16 protein-coding genes are annotated in these 18,458 nt (G+C 57.0%); 6 read left to right on the top strand and 10 right to left on the bottom strand.

Translation table 11 applies throughout. The features are described from left to right. Positions 1 to 328: 328 nt before the first annotated feature. Positions 329 to 1,183: a bifunctional DNA-formamidopyrimidine glycosylase/DNA-(apurinic or apyrimidinic site) lyase gene (gene mutM, locus U9R25_10030; GenBank protein ID MEA3336236.1), complete on the top strand. Its 855-nt coding sequence runs from the start codon at positions 329 to 331 to the stop codon at positions 1,181 to 1,183. On the opposite strand, the gene U9R25_10025 is transcribed toward mutM, so the two are convergent. Both U9R25_10025 and U9R25_10020 read right to left on the bottom strand, forming a co-directional pair. Continuing rightward, positions 1,164 to 1,391 carry a YtxH domain-containing protein gene (locus tag U9R25_10025; protein ID MEA3336235.1) on the bottom strand — a complete coding sequence of 76 codons (228 nt, stop codon included), beginning with the start codon at positions 1,389 to 1,391 and terminating at the stop codon, positions 1,164 to 1,166. The genes mutM and U9R25_10025 overlap by 20 nt on opposite strands. Positions 1,392 to 1,601: 210 nt before the next feature. After that, positions 1,602 to 2,303, bottom strand: coding sequence for a PspC domain-containing protein (locus U9R25_10020; protein ID MEA3336234.1), 702 nt, complete (start codon positions 2,301 to 2,303; stop codon positions 1,602 to 1,604). Between the two features lie 237 nt (positions 2,304 to 2,540). Here U9R25_10020 and U9R25_10015 point away from each other — a divergent pair, with 237 nt between their 5' ends. From U9R25_10015 to U9R25_10000, 4 genes are all read left to right on the top strand, one after another. Next, positions 2,541 to 3,158, top strand: a complete 618-nt coding sequence (locus U9R25_10015; protein MEA3336233.1) for a hypothetical protein — start codon at positions 2,541 to 2,543, stop codon at positions 3,156 to 3,158. Between the two features lie 367 nt (positions 3,159 to 3,525). Continuing rightward, positions 3,526 to 4,974 (top strand): extracellular solute-binding protein, encoded by a 1,449-nt coding sequence (locus U9R25_10010; protein MEA3336232.1) that lies wholly within the window; start codon positions 3,526 to 3,528, stop codon positions 4,972 to 4,974. A 118-nt stretch (positions 4,975 to 5,092) separates the two neighbouring features. Next, positions 5,093 to 5,584, top strand: coding sequence for a GNAT family N-acetyltransferase (locus U9R25_10005; protein MEA3336231.1), 492 nt, complete (start codon positions 5,093 to 5,095; stop codon positions 5,582 to 5,584). Next, positions 5,581 to 7,602 (top strand): histidine kinase N-terminal 7TM domain-containing protein, encoded by a 2,022-nt coding sequence (locus U9R25_10000; GenBank protein ID MEA3336230.1) that lies wholly within the window; start codon positions 5,581 to 5,583, stop codon positions 7,600 to 7,602. Before U9R25_10005 ends, U9R25_10000 begins: the two co-directional genes overlap by 4 nt. A gap of 4 nt (positions 7,603 to 7,606) precedes the next feature. On the opposite strand, the gene U9R25_09995 is transcribed toward U9R25_10000, so the two are convergent. From U9R25_09995 to U9R25_09960, 8 genes are all read right to left on the bottom strand, one after another. Continuing rightward, positions 7,607 to 8,101 (bottom strand): biotin/lipoyl-containing protein, encoded by a 495-nt coding sequence (locus U9R25_09995; GenBank protein ID MEA3336229.1) that lies wholly within the window; start codon positions 8,099 to 8,101, stop codon positions 7,607 to 7,609. 33 nt (positions 8,102 to 8,134) lie between these two features. Further along, positions 8,135 to 9,625 carry a biotin carboxylase N-terminal domain-containing protein gene (locus tag U9R25_09990; protein MEA3336228.1) on the bottom strand — a complete coding sequence of 497 codons (1,491 nt, stop codon included), beginning with the start codon at positions 9,623 to 9,625 and terminating at the stop codon, positions 8,135 to 8,137. A gap of 27 nt (positions 9,626 to 9,652) precedes the next feature. Then, positions 9,653 to 11,188 carry an acyl-CoA carboxylase subunit beta gene (locus U9R25_09985; GenBank protein MEA3336227.1) on the bottom strand — a complete coding sequence of 512 codons (1,536 nt, stop codon included), beginning with the start codon at positions 11,186 to 11,188 and terminating at the stop codon, positions 9,653 to 9,655. A gap of 166 nt (positions 11,189 to 11,354) precedes the next feature. Continuing rightward, entirely contained in the window at positions 11,355 to 12,854 is a 1,500-nt protein-coding gene (locus U9R25_09980; protein MEA3336226.1) for an SH3 domain-containing protein, read from the bottom strand. 238 nt (positions 12,855 to 13,092) lie between these two features. Continuing rightward, a complete protein-coding gene (locus U9R25_09975; protein ID MEA3336225.1) occupies positions 13,093 to 14,349 on the bottom strand; it encodes an ABC transporter permease in 1,257 nt (418 codons plus the stop codon). Further along, entirely contained in the window at positions 14,346 to 15,134 is a 789-nt protein-coding gene (locus U9R25_09970) for an ABC transporter ATP-binding protein (protein MEA3336224.1), read from the bottom strand. Before U9R25_09970 ends, U9R25_09975 begins: the two co-directional genes overlap by 4 nt. 6 nt (positions 15,135 to 15,140) lie before the next feature. Further along, on the bottom strand, positions 15,141 to 16,604 hold the full coding sequence (locus tag U9R25_09965) for an efflux RND transporter periplasmic adaptor subunit (GenBank protein MEA3336223.1): 1,464 nt from the start codon (positions 16,602 to 16,604) through the stop codon (positions 15,141 to 15,143). Positions 16,605 to 16,839: 235 nt separating this feature from the next. Further along, positions 16,840 to 17,595, bottom strand: coding sequence for a YIP1 family protein (locus U9R25_09960; GenBank protein MEA3336222.1), 756 nt, complete (start codon positions 17,593 to 17,595; stop codon positions 16,840 to 16,842). Positions 17,596 to 17,778: 183 nt separating this feature from the next. Between U9R25_09960 and U9R25_09955 the strand changes: the two genes are divergently transcribed. Next, positions 17,779 to 18,402 carry a redox-sensing transcriptional repressor Rex gene (locus U9R25_09955; protein MEA3336221.1) on the top strand — a complete coding sequence of 208 codons (624 nt, stop codon included), beginning with the start codon at positions 17,779 to 17,781 and terminating at the stop codon, positions 18,400 to 18,402. Positions 18,403 to 18,458 lie beyond the last annotated feature (56 nt).

The raw sequence follows: 18,458 nt of genomic DNA, 5'->3' as shown, positions 1-18,458 counted from the left end.
TAGATAAGGAAACAAGTAGATAAGGAAACAAGTAGATAAGGAAACAAGTAGACAAGGAAACAAGTAGACAAGGAAACAAGTAGATAAGGAAACAAGTAGACAAGGAAACAAGTAGACAAGGAAACAAGTAGATAAGTAGACAGGTCAACATGATCGTTGGCACACGGGAGTTCAGGAATTAATGCCGCTTTCTGGGTCTGACCCACCCCCCGACCCCCTCCCAAACTGGGAGGGGGAGAGGTCCTGAAACAAGTCAACATGATCGTTGGCACACCAGCAACGATGAATTTCCTTTTTTGAGCAAGCCCTCACAAAGAAACAGTTGTTTATGCCCGAACTTCCAGAAGTCGAAAATACCGTTCGCGACCTTCGTCCCCACCTTGTTGGGCGGCGGATCGAAGGTGCCCAGGTCTTTTGGTCCCGTCTCCTCCACGATCTTAGCCCCGAAGTCTTCGACGCGGCCCTGCGCGGCCGCCAGATCATCAATACCGAGCGGCGGGGAAAATTCCTGATTTTCCCTCTGGATGATGGCTCGTCGTTGTTACTGCATCTTCGGATGACCGGCAAGCTGTGGGTGGAGGATCGGCAGACTCCTGTGGACAAGCATACGCATGTCCTGATCGATCTGGACAACGGCAGACAGTTGCGCTACCAGGACGTTCGCAAGTTTGGGCGGTTTTATCTGGTGCAGGACCGGGATGTTGTTCTTGGAAAGCTGGGGCCAGAGCCGTTGAGCGACGAGTTTTCCCCCATCGATCTGCTTGGCATGATCCAACACCGGACCACGGCAATCAAGGCGCTGTTGCTCGATCAGCAAGTCGTTGCCGGCATTGGAAACGTCTATGCCGACGAGGCTCTGTTTCGAGCAGGCATTCACCCTCTGCGACCAGGGGTTACCCTGACTCTAACCGATTGTAATCGACTGTATGCCTCGGTACGGCAAATCCTTGCTGAAGCGATACGGGAGGGAGGAAGTACTTTGGGGCAAAGCACTCTTACAAACTTCCGGCGCCCCAACGGCGTGCAGGGCAGGTTTCAACAGCGGCACCAGGTCTATCGGTTGACAGGCAAGCCTTGTCCGGTTTGCGGGGCTACCGTGCAGAAAATCAAGGTGGCACAGCGGAGTACCCACTTCTGCCCCGCGTGTCAGCCCATCGATGGGTTCAATAACCCGTTGAATTGAAGCGTTTGGCTTGCTCGAATTGTTGGTTCAACTCGATGCGACGCTCCATTTCCGCCTGTTTGCCGGCATCGATGACTTCGTGCCAGTAGTTATCGATGTCCTGTTTCAGCGCTTCCCCACTTTTGGGGGCAAGCAGGATTCCCGTGACGGCGCCGGTCGCAGCGCCCACCAGGAATCCACCTACAAATCTCACAACGACTCCGAACATTGATTACTCTCCTCAAGATCGAGGTTATTCGACTGGAGCGATTATACATCAATGGGCGGCACACTGACAATATGGGACATGTATGGGACTTCCCCACTCTCCACCTGAGGATTTGCTGCGCAATCCAAGAGCCGGAACCTCTTCCAGATATGGCTGATCTGGTTGAAATTCCGGCTTAACCAAGGAAAGTAGGGATTGGCTGGTCCGCGTTTAGTCCTCCATGGGAATGAACACGGCCGCAACGATATAGAGCAATACGCCAACTGTGCCGATGGTCAGGAAGGAAAGCACAACCCAGGCGATTCGAACGACCATCGGATCGACTTTCAGGTAGTTGCCCAGACCGCCACAGACCCCGGCAATAATACGGTCCTCGCGGGACCGTCGCAAGGGCAGGCCGGCACCGATTTTCTGAAGCCTGCTCCAGTCGGGTGCCCGACCGGTCATGCTGAGCAATAATACGATTCCACCGCCGATCAATACCAGCGGCCAGAAGAGGGACCAGAAGGTGTTCCAGATATGCTCCAGTCGCCAGGGCAGGAAGTCGAAGTTGTTGAGCAGCAAGATCAGGCCGCCCAGCATCAACAGACTACCAAAAACAAGGGTCCGGTTTTCCTTCACTTTTAGCCAGAGATCGGTCGTAGTGGCCGGCGCTTTGCCGGCAGCTTGTTCAGCCGACTCCTCCGGTACGAACACTGCCATTCCGACGTAGATAAACAGCGATATGCCTGCCGTGAAAAAGAGCGACAGCAGCCATAATACCCGCACCAGGCCAACATCGACGCCTAAGTATTCACCAATGCCACCACAGACACCGGAAATGGTGCGATTGGTGGTCGACCGGTAGAGTCTTTTGCCGCCCGGCAATTCTTTTGCTTCGCCGTCAACTATAGTATAGCTTTCTTCTGCCATTGGATACCTGTCTCCTGTGCTTTCAAGTTCTAACGTCACTTGTCAATACTCTTTACGCACGACCGATGCAAAGGTTTCGCGAAATGCGACCATGCTACGACTACGATGGTCGCTTCGTCGGTAACCTGGATCAGCGCCACAACTTCCTGAAAGCTGGATGTTGTAACAATCGATTGCCTGGAGGCAGGGAGCTTCCAGGAAGTCTGAATTGAGAAACGATGCTCTCGTGAGGTATCCGTGAAAGACCTGCCAGATGTTTTACAGACCCTTCTGCGCGACAAGGTTCAGGTCCGGCCAGGCACAATTGCCGCCTTGCCGACCCAGCAGGCCGACAGGTTGCGCAGCCCGTTGGACCTGGGCCGGTTGCTGCTGAGTCCGCTGGGAAAGGTACCTGAGCCCCTGCTGCGTTTCTGGCTCAATCATCCGCGGGGCGTGGTTGTCATCGATTCTCATCGGCATGAGTATGTTCCGGGTGTTCAGTCCGTGGGGAGAAACAACCAGCATGGGGTTGCGTGGACGTCGGCGCGCGCGGTGCTGACCGGCACTGATATGCTGCTGCCCGCCGCTAATCTTCTCGATCATCTGCTGGGCAGTGATGGCGTGGTCGATCGTCCCTGGTTGAGCGACGGCGCGGGCAGAAGCGAAGCGTGGCATCTGGTCGGGGATCGCCTGAAGAGGCAGTTTGAACTGGGTTATGGGCCTGAAAGCACGAGTAGCGATTCCCACGCCTATTTCGCATGGGGGATAGACACCTATCTCAGCGATCGGCAGATTCTCAATGTGGCCGATCCGGGTCTGGAGCGTCTTCTGCGAACAACTCTCTTCGATTCAAGGTTTGTGCAAAAAAATCTTTAAGCCGTAATCGACACCTGGCCGCGATAGGCGAAGCGGCTGGTTTCAAATCGGGGTTTCATTTAATACTTCTCTCCGCTCCACCATTGATCCTTCGACAGTATGACGTTTCTGAGTCTCCCCTGTAGCCAGGAGGAGTATTATGCCCTTGTCCTATCGCCATCTGCTGGTGGTGCTTTTCCTGTTGCTCGTAACGGTCGGTTGCGGACGCGGTGAACCAACTTCGGAACCCACCGCGACCCCAGGGCCTGTTCCGACGTCAACGCTTATGAGTGGGGAAGTTGTCCCGTTGAGTCCGGATGATTTCGCTAACCTTCCGATGGTGGCGCTCGAATAATTCCTGTTCAACCGAATGAATGTGAGGTTCGGCATGCAAAGTCGACGTTTCTGGATAAGCCTGTTTGTTCTGATGTTGGTCGGGTTATCCCTTGTTGCCTGTGGACGCGATAAGGATAAGGAGGAACCGGCGGCTACCGAAGTGGCTGTATCGGAGAGTCCCGCTGAGACTCCCACTTCGCTGCCGACCAATACACCCAGGCCGACTCCGACGCCGCTGCCGGATCCGACCGATACCCCTGTTCCGACGCCAGCCCCGCTACCGAGTCCGACGCCGGTGTCCGCCGGCGAGGATCAGGCTCCAGTCGCCGACAGGTCGGTCAATATCGCTGAACCGGAAGGGCAATCTCCGGCTACCATCTGTGAGGGCGAGGGAAATCTGACTATTTGGCATGCCTGGTCCGGCCTGGAGGCTCAGGTATTGCATCAGGTCGTCGAAAACTACCAGGAGATCTGTCCCGAAACCGCAATCCGTGCGGTCGCCATGGAATATGGCGAGATGAGGGATCAGCTTAAGGCCGCCAACCTGTTTGCGCTTGGCCCAGATCTGATCCTTGCACCTGGAGAATGGACGGCCAGCCTGGCGGATGATGGGCTGGTTCGGGAGGTGACAACCCTGGTAGACGACGCTTCCCTGCAGCATTACATCCCTGCTGGCCTGGACGCGCTGCGACATGGCGGGGAGCTCTACGGTCTGCCCGAGTCTGTTCAAACGGTGGCGCTTTACTACAACCGGGATTTGGTCGACCAGCCAGCCGCTACCCTGGACGAGCTGTTGCTTCATGCTGCCGACGGCAAGCCTGTCGCGCTCAATACCAGTTTTTACCATGCCTATTGGGGTCTTCAGGCCCAAGGAGGCGCGCTCTTCGATGAGGCGGGCAGGGCAAGGATCGACGATGGCGCCTTTGCCAGCTGGCTCAATTGGCTTAAGGAGGCCAGTTCCGCGCCGGGAATGGTCCTCGATAGCGACGCCGTAACACTGGGGCAGCGCTTTATGTCCGGAGAGGCGGCCTATCTGGTCGATGCGCCCTGGGTCTGGCCGGAACTCCAGCAGGCCTTCCAGGGAAACGGCGACGCCGTCGGTGTGGCGAATCTTCCTTCGGGCCCTGAAGGTCCGGCAGGGCCTGTGCTTAGCGTGGAGGGTGTGTTCCTCGGATCCAAGGTGGATGATCTCCAGGGGAAAAAGGCCCTGGCCTTTGCCGAATTCCTGACGGGTGAGCAGGGTCAACGGTTGCTGATGGATCAGGCGTTTCATATTCCTGCCAGCCGCGAGGTGGACCTTAGCGCTGATCCCATCGTTGCCGGCTTTGTCCGTCAGGGTATGACAGCCGTTCCCCTGCCCAGTACCATTGACTCAAAAGCGGTCTGGAGCACGGGTGCCGAGGCGTATGTGGCGGTGCTGCGTGACGGGCTGACCGGCGAGGAAGCCGCCGATATCTACAATCTGCAGATCGGCCAAATCGTAAGGCTCGTAAGGCGCTGATCCACATCTAACCGCTCGAAAAAAAGAGTCGGTGCCCTTGCGTTTTTGGTGTTGCGGTGCTAAAATCCAGGTTATGCAAGTTCGATTTGCGACTCCCAATGACCTGGAGGGCTGTCTGTTGCTAGACGGATCGTTCGATACCCGTCGTGTCTGGCAGCTTGATCTCAGAGAAGGCCGCGACCAGGTTTCCACACAACTCAGGGCCACCTCTCTACCCCGGGAATTACGCCTGGATTACCCCTCACCCGAGGAAGCGTTGCTGATGCACTGGCAGCGCGGCTACTGCATTCTGGTAGTCGAGGACTGGGTTGAAGAGGGGATCGTTGGATATATCGATGTGGGCCCTGAACCGGATCTCCAGACTGGTTGGGTCTGGCATCTGGTGGTAGATCGTCGCCGTCGGCGGGAGGGGATTGGCAGCGCCTTGCTGGGGGCTGCCATGCGCTGGAGCGCCGATCATGAGCTGTACCGGCTCATGGCGCCATTGCAGACTCAGAATGATCCGGGGATTCGCTTTTTCCAACGTCAGGGATTCGTGTTTTGCGGTTTCAACGACCGCTACTACAGAACGGGCAGCGTCGCGCTCTTCTTCGGACGTGATCTGCGATGATAACTTCGGGTTTTCCCAGTTGGGCGGAGATCCTCATCTTCGCCAATCTTCTACTCTCCTCGGCAGTCGCCATCCTTGCTTTTTCCCTGCTTGCCTATATCCTGGCGTACAATATTCGCACGCGGGTAGGTAAGGCTGTCGCAGCCCTTCTGGCCTGTGTGCTGGTTGTTTACACGGGAGATGTATTGCTCGCCCTGGTTTTGAGCGAGCAGTCGGACATCTGGCTTCGCATTCAGTGGCTTGGCATCGCGTTCGTGCCGGCCGCCTATTTCGACCTGTCCGACGCCCTGTTACGGACAACCAATGCCGTATCAAAACGCCGGACGCGGCTGGTTGCCATCAGCTACCTGTTCAGCGCCGCTATCAGTGTGCTTGCCCTTTTCAGCGATCTGGTAGTCCGCCCCGGTACCTCTGAATCGTCGTTGCAGTATCTGGAGCCTGGCCCTCTATTCCCCTTGTTCGTGTTCTATTTCGTCGCGACGGCGCTCTATGGACTGACCAATACCTACCGCGCACGCCAGCGCTGCCTGACTGCGGCGTCGCGACGCCGCATGAGTTATCTGATGGTTTCATTTGTGGCGCCAGGGCTGGGGGTATTTCCCTACCTGATTCTGGTGGGATTGTCCACAGATCCTTCCAGGGGCTTTGTGCTGGTTCTGACCTTGATCGGCAATATAGCGGTTGCTGCGATGCTGGTCTTGATGACCTACAGCGTGGCCTACTATGGGGTATTGAGTCCCGATCGGGTCGTCAAACGCAACCTGCTCATCTACCTGATCCGCGGGCCGCTCCTGGGTATTTTGATCGTGGGTGCCATGCTGACCATTCCCCGCGTGGAGAGAATCCTTGGCCTGCCCAGGGATACCGTGCTATTGCTGACGGTGGTCGCGATGGTTGTGCTGTTGCAGCTGGTGATCGAGCTGCTCAAACCTGCTGTGGAGCGGCTGATTTACAGCGAAGATCAGGGCGAACTGATGGCGATCCGCGAACTCGACCGGCGTCTGTTGACTTCCAGCGATCTACGCCAATTTCTGGAGAATGTATTGGTCGCCCTATGCGAGTATCTGCGTGTTCCTGGAGGATTTGTAGCTGTTCAGGCCGGTGATGAGCTGCTGGTGGAGGCGACCTGCGGTCCCAGCAATCTGGCCTACCTGATTCGGGAACACAAAGATTGGCAGTCTGTACTGTCGCAGTCGGCTTATTCCAATGGGCAGACTGCAATTCAGGCGCCATGGATTCGATACAACGGCTACTGGTTGTGGCCTTTGAGAACCCGGGGACGGGAGAACATGCTGGGCCTTGTGGGCCTGATGGCGCGTCCTGGGGAAGATGGCCCGAGCGCTGGCGAGCGTGAAATCGTGAGTGAGCTGATGGGGCGAGCCGAAGTGGCTCTGGAGGACAGACTCTTGCAGCAGGGAGTCTTCCTCGCGGTGGAAGAGATACTTCCAGGGATCGAGCAGGTTCAGCGCTGGCGCAGTGTGGTTCCCTACGTGGGCACACCACCTCTCAAGCAGCCAGCCGAAACCGAGGCCATCATCTACGAGCCAGAGTACAACAAGTGGGTGAAGGATGCCCTCTCCCATTATTGGGGTGGGCCCAAGCTGACCGAGAGCCCGTTGATGGAGCTTCAGGTAGTTGGCAAGGCCGCCGAAATCGAGGGTGGCAATCCAACCAAAGGCCTGCGGGCCGTATTGACAACAGCCATCGAGGATCTGAAACCTGCCGGCCAGCGCCAGATGACCGCGTCGGAATGGCTGTTGTACAATATTCTGGATCTAAAATTCATTCAGGGCAAGCGGGTCCGCGAGATCGCCAACCGGCTTGCCATGAGCGAGTCCGATCTATACCGCAAACAGCGCGTTGCCGTTGAGCAGGTCGCTCTTCAAATTGCCGAAATGGAAGCAAGCAACAGCCAGTTGCAGCGGGGGCAGCAGGGGGTGGGACAAAACAACCTGGTGGCAGGTTCCGGGGACCGAGAGGCACAGGAGGCCGGCGCGAGGGAACCTGTTCAGGGATGAATCATCAGGTTATCTCAGCCATGACTTCGTCGAGGGTCACACTTTGACCAGGGGAAACATTTAGCTGGCTGATCATGCCCGATCTGGGAGCCAAGATATCGTTTTCCATTTTCATGGCTTCCAGAACCAATAGCGCCTGTCCCGTCTCTACTTCGGTGCCAGGATGCACGAATACCCGCGTGACCAGGCCGGGAATGGGCGCTTTGACGCGTCCATCTTTGCTTACCGGGCGCGCGATACCCGCACCCACATCCTGGATCTCGATCCGGTGAATACCGTCATAAGCCTTGATCCATTGTAGCTCGGGGTCCACGATGATCTCGTACGGGCGGTTACCGATCAATATCCATTCCATGTGCTCACGGCCCTGCAGGCTCGGGACACCAACCGTCATTTCCTGCCCATCCACCACCACGGTTACATCCGAGCCGTCAGGGTGCGTTTCGGTTATTTCCACCTCAAAGGGGTGTCCGTCGATGATAACTGAGATTTTTGTCATTGCTCTTACTTCGCCAGGGAAGCGGGAATGATTTTACCAGTCGGGAAGCTGGCGGCTTGTTCTGTGCCAGCCGGTTCGCATACGATCTGGAACAGTTGGCTGGAAGGATTGATATCGTGCCATATATGCCACCGCGGCTGCCACTGCCAGATCCCGCAGCGCGTCCTCGTCAACAGTTTCAGGTCGATCGATCATCCTGTTCAGCGGAAAAAGGGTGTTATAGTTGCCCGTCTCAAACTCAGGGCTATCGAGAATCCGCTGGAAGAGAGGCAGGTTGGTGCGAATCCCTGAAATCGAGAAGTCTTGCAGTACTCGACGCATTCGGCGTACACACTCATCCCGGTTCTCGGCCCAGACAATCAACTTGGCCAACAGGGGGTCATAACGCACCGGCACATCGCAGCCACTGTAGGCATAGGTCTCCACGCGAATGTTGGGGCCACCCGGAAGTCGAAACCTCCGCAGGTGTCCTGGACTTGGCAGATAGTTGTTCCAGGGATCCTCGGCATTAAGCCTGCACTGCATGGCCCAGCCCCGCAGGGTCACATCCTCCTGGCGGGTCGTGATTCGTTTGCCAGATGCCAACTCGATCTGTTCCCGCACCAGGTCGAGGTCGCTGACCATCTCGGTAACGGGGTGCTCTACCTGGATGCGGGCCTTCAGCTCTGTGAAAAAGAAACGCCCCTCATCGTCCACCAGGAATTCGACCGCGCCCACGTTGGAAAGATCGAACATTCTGGCAATATCCAGGGCCATCTGTCGAACCTGTTCGCGCTGCGCCGGATTCAGGCAAGGCGCAGGGGACTCGGCGATCAGTTTTTGGTTGTTCCGCTGTACCGACCCCTCCCGTTCACCCAGGTGCAGAAGCGTGCCATAGTTGTCGCCGACGATCTGGACCTCGATGAAATTGGCGGGCAGGATGATTCGTTCCAGGTAGAGCCGCTCGCTGCCAAACAACATCTGTGCCTCGGCATGGGCGTAGCTGACTGCTTGTTCCAGGGCCTGTGAGTTGTAAACAAATTGGGCGCCACGCCCGCGTCCACCGCTGTAGGACTTGATGACCAGAGGGTAGCCCAGGGAATCGGCCTCGGCTTTGAGGAGATCGAGATCTTCTGGTCCGAAAGAGGTGGCAGAATGGACCGGGGTGTCGAATCCTGCGGCACGCACACGCCGCATGACTTCAATTTTGTTGCGAGTCGTCTCAACGATATGGCTGGGGGGTCCGATGAAGGTGATGCCCTCATCCTCACAGGCCCGGATGAAACTGGAATCCTCGGCCAGGAAACCGTAGCCTGGATGAATGGCATCGGCGCCCGCGTCCAGGGCGCACTGCAGGACTGCCGGGCCATCCATGTAACCCAAATCCGAGGTCAATTCGATGCATTCGTCGGCCAGGCGAACATGCAACGAACCGCGGTCGGTCGCGTCGTAGAGAGCGACCGCGTAGATGTTCATATCGCGGCAGGCTCGAATGATTCGAGCGGCGATCTCGCCTCGGTTGGCGACCAGAATCTTCTTGAACATGTTCAACTCCAGCGCTGAGTTTCGGGCCTACATGGGAGAGATGCCGTGCTTTTTCGGCTTGTGGCGTTCCCTTTTCAAGTGGGCTACTTCAAGGGCACGGATTAGCACCCGGCGGGTATCCCGGGGCTCTATTACATCGTCGATGAGGCCCCTGGCAGCTGCCACATAGGGATTGTTGAAGTTTTCCTCATACTCGTCGATGAGTCGCTGCCGCTCGGCCGGTGGATCTTGCGCAGCTGCAACCTGGCGCCGGTAAAGGATGTTGACGGCACCACCTGCACCCATAACGGCGATCTCGGCGTTGGGCCAGGCGTACAGTAAATCGCCGCGCAGGCCTTTGCTGCTCATCACACAATAGGCGCCCCCGTAGCTCTTGCGCAGGATGACCATCAGCTTGGGAACTGTGGCCTCGCTGTAGGCGTAGATCATACGTGCCCCATTGCGAATGATGCCGCCATATTCCTGGTGGGTACCTGGCAGAAAACCGGGCACATCCTGCAGGGTAATGATCGGTATGTTATAGGCATCGCAAACCCGAATGAAGTGTGAGGCCTTGACCGAAGCCTTGATATCAATCGTACCGGCCAGCACGCTGGGCTGATTGGCGACGATCCCCACAACCCAGCCGTTCAGGCGGGCAAAACCGACGACCATGTTTTCAGCCCACAACTGCCTTACTTCAAAAAAACGCCCGTCGTCGAAAATGCTGGCGATCACCTTGCGAACGTCGTAGGGTTTGTAGGGATCGGCCGGAACAATCTGCTCCAGCTCTGGACACCGCCGGCCCGGATCGTCGATGGGCGGGATGTAGGGAGGGTCGTCCTGGTTGTTCGCCGGGAGATAGGTTAGAAGTTCCCGTACCTGGTTCAGGCACTCCCGGTCGTCCTGTGCCAGGAAATGACTGACACCGCTCTCAGTGCTGTGAACAAGACCACCTCCCAATTGCTCCTGGCTAACATCCTCTTGCATCACCGCTTTGACAACATCAGGTCCGGTGATAAACATGTAGCTGTTCTCAGTCATGAAGACGAAGTCGGTCAGTGCCGGCGAATAGACGGCACCACCAGCACAAGGCCCCATGATGACTGAAATCTGAGGGATGACTCCCGAGGCCTCGCAATTTGCGTCAAAAAGTCGGGCATAGCCACCCAGGCTGTCAACGCCTTCCTGAATCCGCGCACCGCCGGAGTCGTTGATGGCAATGAATGGGCTGCCGTAGGTGAGGGCCATCTTCATCGCCTTGACGATCTTGTTCGCATGCATCTCGCCCAGGGAGCCGCCCATGACTGTAGCATCCTGCGCTGCTGCGAAAACGTGACGTCCATTCACCAACCCGAAACCGGTCACCACGCCGTCGCCGTAGCGCGACGACTTGCCACCCATGTAGCTTTCATAGCGCGGCAGAACCAGGGTGTCGATTTCGGTAAAGGTTCCGGAATCGAACAACACGTCGATGCGTTCCCGAGCTGTCAGCCGGCCCTTGCGATGCTGTCGTTCGATATCTTTTTCTCTTCCGGCTGCAGTTTTCTTTCGTTCTCGCAGGCCGCGAATATAAGACTTCAACGCTCTGTTCCTCCTGCCCGCGTCAAAATGACGCAAATGATGCGCTACTATGTTGAACACCTACCATGGAAATGGTTGCGCCTGTCAAACGCATAAGCGCGCCCTTCCGGAACCTATCGAATCAAGGCACCGCTTATCGGCACGATCGGCAGATGCTGTATAGCGGTCATTGACCCCAATCGATCATTCGTTCTCTGGCGAACTCATACGTAAACTCGACGTCAGCCAGGGCTTCCGGTGCCAGGGGACGGGGATTGCTGCCATCCGCGTTCATGATCCACAGCTCCCACTGATCAACACCTCTTCGATTGGTCAGAAAGAGAATATGCTGCCCATCGGGACTTACCGCTGGCGCAACATTTTGCAGCGCCCATGGAATCAAGGGATCATGTGGCGTCAGCAATTGGGCCTGGCCACTGTCGGAACGCCATCGCCAGATCTCCCGATGGTCGCCGCTGCGGCGGCTTCCATACACGAATTGCCCGTCAGGACTGAACACGCCCGGCTCGAGGAAGGTTGGCGCCTGAACCAGCCGTCGAGGTTGGTCCTCGCCCGAAGTACGGGTCGTAGCCAGTCCATCCCTATCCAGGAAAAGCACGCGATCATCGACCGGACTATGGTAAGGTGAAGCGGCGGACTCGCTGCCGGGCAGATCTCGGTTGCTGCCATCTGCCAGCTTGTGCTGAGTCAGGCCGGTCTCGAACCTGGTGACTATCGGGAAATCGTCGATGCAAAAGGTGCCAAACTCCGTAGTTACGCAGTTCTGACCATTGTTAAGCGCCAGCAGATACTCGTCGGTGTAGCACCCAAAAGGGGTATCGCGACAGCTCTTCGATTTGGTGGCCCTCTCAAAGATAATGCTGTTGCCGTCCGGTGCCCACGTAGGCGAGCGAGCCTGATCTTCACCCACCAGGAGACGCTCGTTGCTGCCATCTTTATCGATCACCCATAGCCCGCGCGGCTCATCCCAGCGTGTAAAGGCCACCTGGCTGCCATTGGGACTGAGTGCCGGATCGAAACCGCGGGTCAGGCGGCGAAGGTCTGACCCATCGGCGCCCATCAGGAAGATATCACCGCCGTTTCGGGTCTGGAAGACGATGGTTCCAGGGACCGGTGGACCGGCCGGCGGCACCGGTGTCGGTTCGCCATCGACCGCCACAAAGGAAGCGCTGATCCAGGCGGGCTTGTCATCATGAAGTATCTGAAGCCAGCCCTCTTGCCGATTCAGGATATCGACGCGTTCTCCTGCGGAGATTTGACCGACTGTTGGATTGCCGGTGCCTGGGCCGGAGCGCACATTCAACCTGGAAGCCAGCACTGTACCCGCCGCGCTTGTCGCGTCCGGAAGCTGAGGCTGCAGGGAGTCAGGCCCGTCTTGTGTGGGCGGCGTAGGAGTCTGCTGGCGGCGCGAGCTCACTGCCGGCCGGGTAGGCTTCTCGAAGGTTACGTACGACTTTTCCAGCCAGCCATGTCCGCCAGGACCGTCGCCGTAGATGATTTCATACCGACTGTCGTCCTCTCCGGTGATGATCACCAGATGGCCCGCGGCCAGGGTATCGAGGCTGTTCCCGTCCGACTCTGGCGCTGCGAAGATCGCTGCATCGGAAACCAGCCGGCCAGAGCGCACGGTCGGCAATGACTCGGTCAGGCTGGATGGTGTTCGCACCTGTCTATCGCCTGGAGAAGAGTTGTCGTCAGACGTTGGAGCCGGGACGGTGACAAAGGTCATTCCACTGGAAATCCGGGTTGGCGTCGAGACCGGCGGCGGAGTCGGCGTTGAGTCCTGGGCGCGTTCGTCCTGCCTCGCTCCACAGCCCGAAACGAGAAGTGTGACAAACAACAGGATGAACGCAATGCAAGTTTTTTTGGTCACGTCTGAGCTCTGGCTTCTTGTTTATCCAGGTCTACTCGTAACGAAGCGCATCGATCGGATTCAGGCTGGCCGCTCGCAGGGCAGGATATATGCCAAAAACCAGGCCGATCAATGTCGACAGCCCGGCGGCCAGCGCGATGCTCTGTGGCGTTACCACAGCCGTCAGATTGTCTTGCAGGCTGGAGATGAGTATGGCACCGCCCCAGCCAAGGATGATCCCGATGAAACCGCCGATCAGTGTCAGCGTGAGGGCTTCGATCAGGAATTGGGTCAGGATATCCTGCCGTCGGGCACCTATTGCCTTGCGAATGCCGATTTCCCTCGTGCGCTCCGTGACAGATACCAACATGATGTTCATAATGCCGATACCGCCGACTAACAATGAAATGGCAGCAATGGCCCCCAAAAACAGGGTGATGACTCCGGTGATCTCGCCGAAGATTGCCACCAGATCAGCCTGATTGATGACGGTGAAGTCGTCATCGTCCCGGAACTGAACATTGTGACGCTCGCGCAGGAGTTCCTCGATCTGCTCTCGGGCAGTATCCATACGATCTTCCGTCGACACGGAGACATAAATGGTCGACAGGAGTGGTTCCCCTCGCGCGTTCTGAAAGCGAGGCATAAGCCTTTCCTGGGCCGTGGTCAGGGGGACAAAGATGACATCATCCTCGCTGCCGAAGGCACCGCCGCCCTTTTCCTCCATGATTCCAATGACCTCAAAGGGCATGCGATCGATCTTGATCGTGCGACCCACCGGGTATTCACCGGGCTCGAAGAGGCGCTCCATGGCACTGACACCAAGGACCGCAACCCGGGCCCGCGATTGGACATCCTCTTCGGTGATGAAACTTCCCTCGGCAGCCGAAAAATTGCGCACCAATTCAAAATTGGGAGTCACGCCATTGACCTGAATGCTATTGGTGTTTCTGCCATGGATAACGGTGGACCTGGTGTTGACCTCGGGCGCGGTAGCGACAGCGTCGGGCACGTTAAAGGGATCGTCGATGGCCTGCCAGTCGGCGACGGTAATGGAGGGCTGAAATGACTGTACCCCGGGGCCACCCTGCACTGAGTCATCATTCAGGTTGACCGGAATGATGAACAGCAGGTTGGAGCCCGCACTCTGTAATTGATCGGTAATCAATTTTTCGACGCCCTGACCAACCGACAGGAGCGCGATCACGGCACCGACGCCAATGATGATACCCAGCATGGTGAGCACCGCGCGCAGCTTGTTGGCAGAAAGACCGCGCATGGCGATGCGAAGCGACTCGATAAGACTCATGGTTGTTCGACAGCGTCCTCGTCAGCCTTGCCCATCAGGTCTCGTACGCGACGGGTATAGACCTGTTTACCGGCTCGTCGCTGCTTCAGCACCGGGGCATCGGCGACAATCTTTCCGTCCATGAGGCGAATGATCCGGCGCGTGTGCTCCGCGATATCGGGCTCGTGGGTAACGAAAATGACAGTAATGCCCTGCTGCTTGTTTAACTCCTGGAAGATCGCCATGATCTCTGCGCCCGATCTGGAATCCAGATTGCCGGTGGGCTCGTCGGCAAGAATGATGGTAGGATCGTTGATGAGGGATCGGGCAATCGCAACGCGCTGCTGCTGTCCACCCGACAACTCATTGGGTTTGTGGTCGACTCGATCGCCAAGGCCAACCCGGTCCAGTGCCTGGATGGCCCGCTTACGCCGGTCCTTTCCGCCCGCATAAATCAGCGGCAATTCAACATTCTGAAGAGCAGATGTACGGGGTAACAGGTTGAAGCTCTGAAAAACAAAGCCAATCTTGCGATTGCGAATCCCTGCAAGCTCGTCATCGCTTAGCTCGCTAACATTGTTGCCATCGAGGTAATATTCGCCCCGTGTTGGCATATCGAGGCAACCGATTACATTCATCATGGTCGATTTTCCGGAACCGGAAGGGCCCATGATGGCAAGCATCTCCCCCGGATAGATGTCCAGATCGACACCGTTCAGGGCATTTACCTCCACCTCGCCCATCTGGTAGACCTTGGCGATGTCTTTCAGTTGAATAACGGGCTTGCCGTTGGGTTGCTCGTTCATAAAGAACTACTGTCCAAAGAAGGTGCTTCTCAGGCGGTCCAACCCTGATCCCGCGCCAATTGCGAGCTCGTCACCTTCTTCCAGGCCACTCACTACCTGGCTCTGGGAGGCATTGCGCGAGCCCAGAATGATTTCGGTGCGAGTGGGAACGCCGTTGACGATCACGTCCACATAGGCGCGCCCTGTACTGCGATCGATTTCGATGGCGCGATTGGGGATAACCAACATGTCGTTCAGCTCTTCGGTGATGATAGTAGCCGTGGCGCTCAAACCGCTGCGAAGGGGTGTGTCTGTCTCATCGATGACGACTCGCACCGGGTAGGAAACCACGCCACCCAGAGATAGGGGCGTCGGTGCAATGAAATCGATGTGGCCGGTCAACTCTGCTTCAGGGAGGGCGTCCAGCGAAACCTCAACAGGCTGTCCGATCGATAGCCGGGCAATGTCGATCTCGTCCACGTTGACATCAATGTGGAAGCGGTCGATGTCGGTCACGATGGCGGCGGGCAGCGCCGGGTTGGGCAATTCCCCCCGCTTGATGTTGATCTGGGAGATAACGCCAGCGATGGGTGACGTCAATTCCCCGCCATCCCCGGCCAGTCGTGCCTGTTGGACTGCCAGTTGTGCCTGAGTAACCTGTGCTTCGGCAACTGTCAGGTCCTCGTCGGATGGGCCTTCCAGCAGACGCTGCAGATTCGACTCCGCGGTTGCAACGGCTGCCTCCGCCTGGCTGATGGCGGCGTCGGCCTGGGCGATCTGGGCCTGTGCCGCAGCAATCTGACTCTGTTTCGGTTCTGCCGTCGACAACCGATAGCTGGCTTCGGCGATTTCCAGGTCGACGGTAGCCTGCTGCAGTTGGGCGGACTGGGGCAATAGGCCCACGTTGGGCATATGGGCAACCTGATCGTAGGCCGTCTGCGCCTGGTCCCGCATGATTCGGGCCCGTTCCCGATTGGCCGCGGCCGTACGTTTTTCGTCCTCCGTGGGTCCCGCGACCAGATCGTTGTAGGCAGCCCGCGCGCTGGCAGCAGCTGCCACGGCACTTTGACGGGCTGCCCGGGCGCTCTCTAAATTGGCCTCTGCAGCCAAAACGTCAACTTCGTTTGGACCTGCCTTGAGCTTCTCCAGTTGGGCCTGACTGATCGCGAGTCCTACCTCAGCCTGAGCCAGGGCCAAATCCAGATCATCGGTCTCCAACCGAGCCAGAATCTGATTGGCCACTACCTCGCCGCCTTCCTCCACCAATACCTCAGCAACACGCCCCAGGCCCTTGAAAGTGAGGGTCACTTCGTCCTTGGGTTCCATGGCACCCGTGGCGCTCACAGTGCTGATGATATCGCCCTTCCCGACCTGTAAAACATCATAATCGGGTGGGGGTGGTTCTTTTTCCTGAGCGGTGATCTGGTAGGCCGCAACACTGCCTCCAATTATCAGGAGGAGCACGATCAGAATTACGGCAACACGTCGCATGGCGAGCCTCGCATTTCTTTCCAGCTACGATCGCAGGGATAGTTATAGTTGATGAGTTGATGATAAGAAGAGAGCCGCAACAACGCGGCTGAGTCTTCACTGGATTATACGGATTAGAACACCCGTTGTTGCAGAGGTTATCCGTTTGTATTCTATCGTATCACAAACTGCCAGGTTCAGGTGTGATGCGTGTCACAGTTTGCACGAAACCGGTTTTTCTCGAAAACGGACGGTTTTAGCCGCCAAATGAAAGACCCGCTATGAGCGTTCCCGGCAGGACACGAAGAGCGAGGTAGAGTATCACATAGATGATGGAAAGCCAAATGGCACTGCCGCGAGGCCTGGCTGCCCGGATCAGGAAAAAGACCAGCACGACGTGCCAGAGAAAGAAGAGATCGAGCTTGCTGGTGAGTATCCAGAGAGGATTGCCTGCATCGGCAATCAGGTCGCCGGTGGACACGAAATAACTCAGACCGGGATTGCTGATGATCTCTCCTGTAACGAGCACCCAACCCGCATTGACGAGATCGCGCAGGCAGAAAGGCAGCCAGGCCCAGCTGTATGCGGAGAATATCTGCCCGAATCTCAGATCCTGTCCTCCAATAGCCAGACCAAAGTAGAGAATCGCCGCACCGGTGGCCCAGGCAATCAAGAGGCCCAGGATACTGGTGAGAAGTGTTAAGCCACCCACAACCAGCGGATCGGAAAAGGTTGCCATCTGTTGGCGCATCTGCTCGCGCTGGCTTTCCGTCATGTCGCCCATCTGCTGTTCGACCTGCTGAAGACCAATCTCCTGCTGTTGTATGGCCTGCTCGCTCAGGTAGGGCGCCGCGACGACAACAAAGATGATTGCTGCCATGATGCATAGGATTGCGGGCAGCACCCAGCGCAAACGGGGACTCTCAAGAATCGTGGTGAACGTCTGGTAGGGGCGGTCGACAATCCCGGGCAGTAGAGCCAGGCTGGAAGGATAGTCATCGTTAGCTGTCATGGCAGAGTCTCCTGGTGAGACAATCTTTTTATGATCGATCAGTTATTTCACCATACTTGTATCATGGTTGACAGGCTTTGTCAAAAGTTGCACAAATATTGAACCCGTGTTATTATTGACGAATAGTGCTTCACAAACCCCGGACAATTTCATGGAGGCGGAACAGAAGGAGGTTCACAAGCTATGGCAGAAAAGAGGGTTCCTGATATCGTGGTTGGACGTCTGCCCATTTACCTGAGGGCTCTTACCTTTTTGAGGGCCGACAATCGCGAAATCACAACGTCTCAAGAGCTGGGCGATCGGCTTGGCATCAGCTCGGCACAGATCCGCAAAGACCTTTCCCATTTTGGTGAGTTTGGCAAGCAGGGGACGGGGTACGATATTCGTTTTCTGGAGTCCAGCCTCAAGCAGATTCTCCATGCCGATCAGATGTGGGACGTGGTGCTCGTGGGCGCTGGTGATCTGGGCCAGGCGCTGGCCAATTACAAAGGATTCGCCGGTCGCGGCTTCACTGTCGTCGCCGTTTTCGATAGCGATGCAGAAAAAATCGGTAGCAATCTGACCGAGGATTTGGTGGTTGAGGATGTCGCCAATCTTTCGCAGCGGGTCGAAAAGGCGGAGTGGCAGATGGCTATAATCGCTGTGCCAGCGGACGCGGCGCAGCCGATGGCTAACACGCTCATCAAAGCGGGCATCAAGGCGATTCTCAACTATGCTCCGATCTCTCTGATGACGCCCTCCGGCATCCGGGTTGAGCAGATCGATCCGGCGGTACATCTCCAGCATCAAACCTATTACCTGGGTTAGCCTGCCGGTCAATTCTGACTCCTTTGATGGAGTCAGAATTGCACTTGCACCAGGTT

This window comes from Chloroflexota bacterium (assembly GCA_034717495.1).
Lineage (GTDB): Bacteria > Chloroflexota > Anaerolineae > JAAEKA01 > JAAEKA01 > JAYELL01.
The sequence above is the reverse complement of the archived record's forward strand: the minus strand, read 5'-3'. Positions and strand labels throughout refer to the sequence as shown.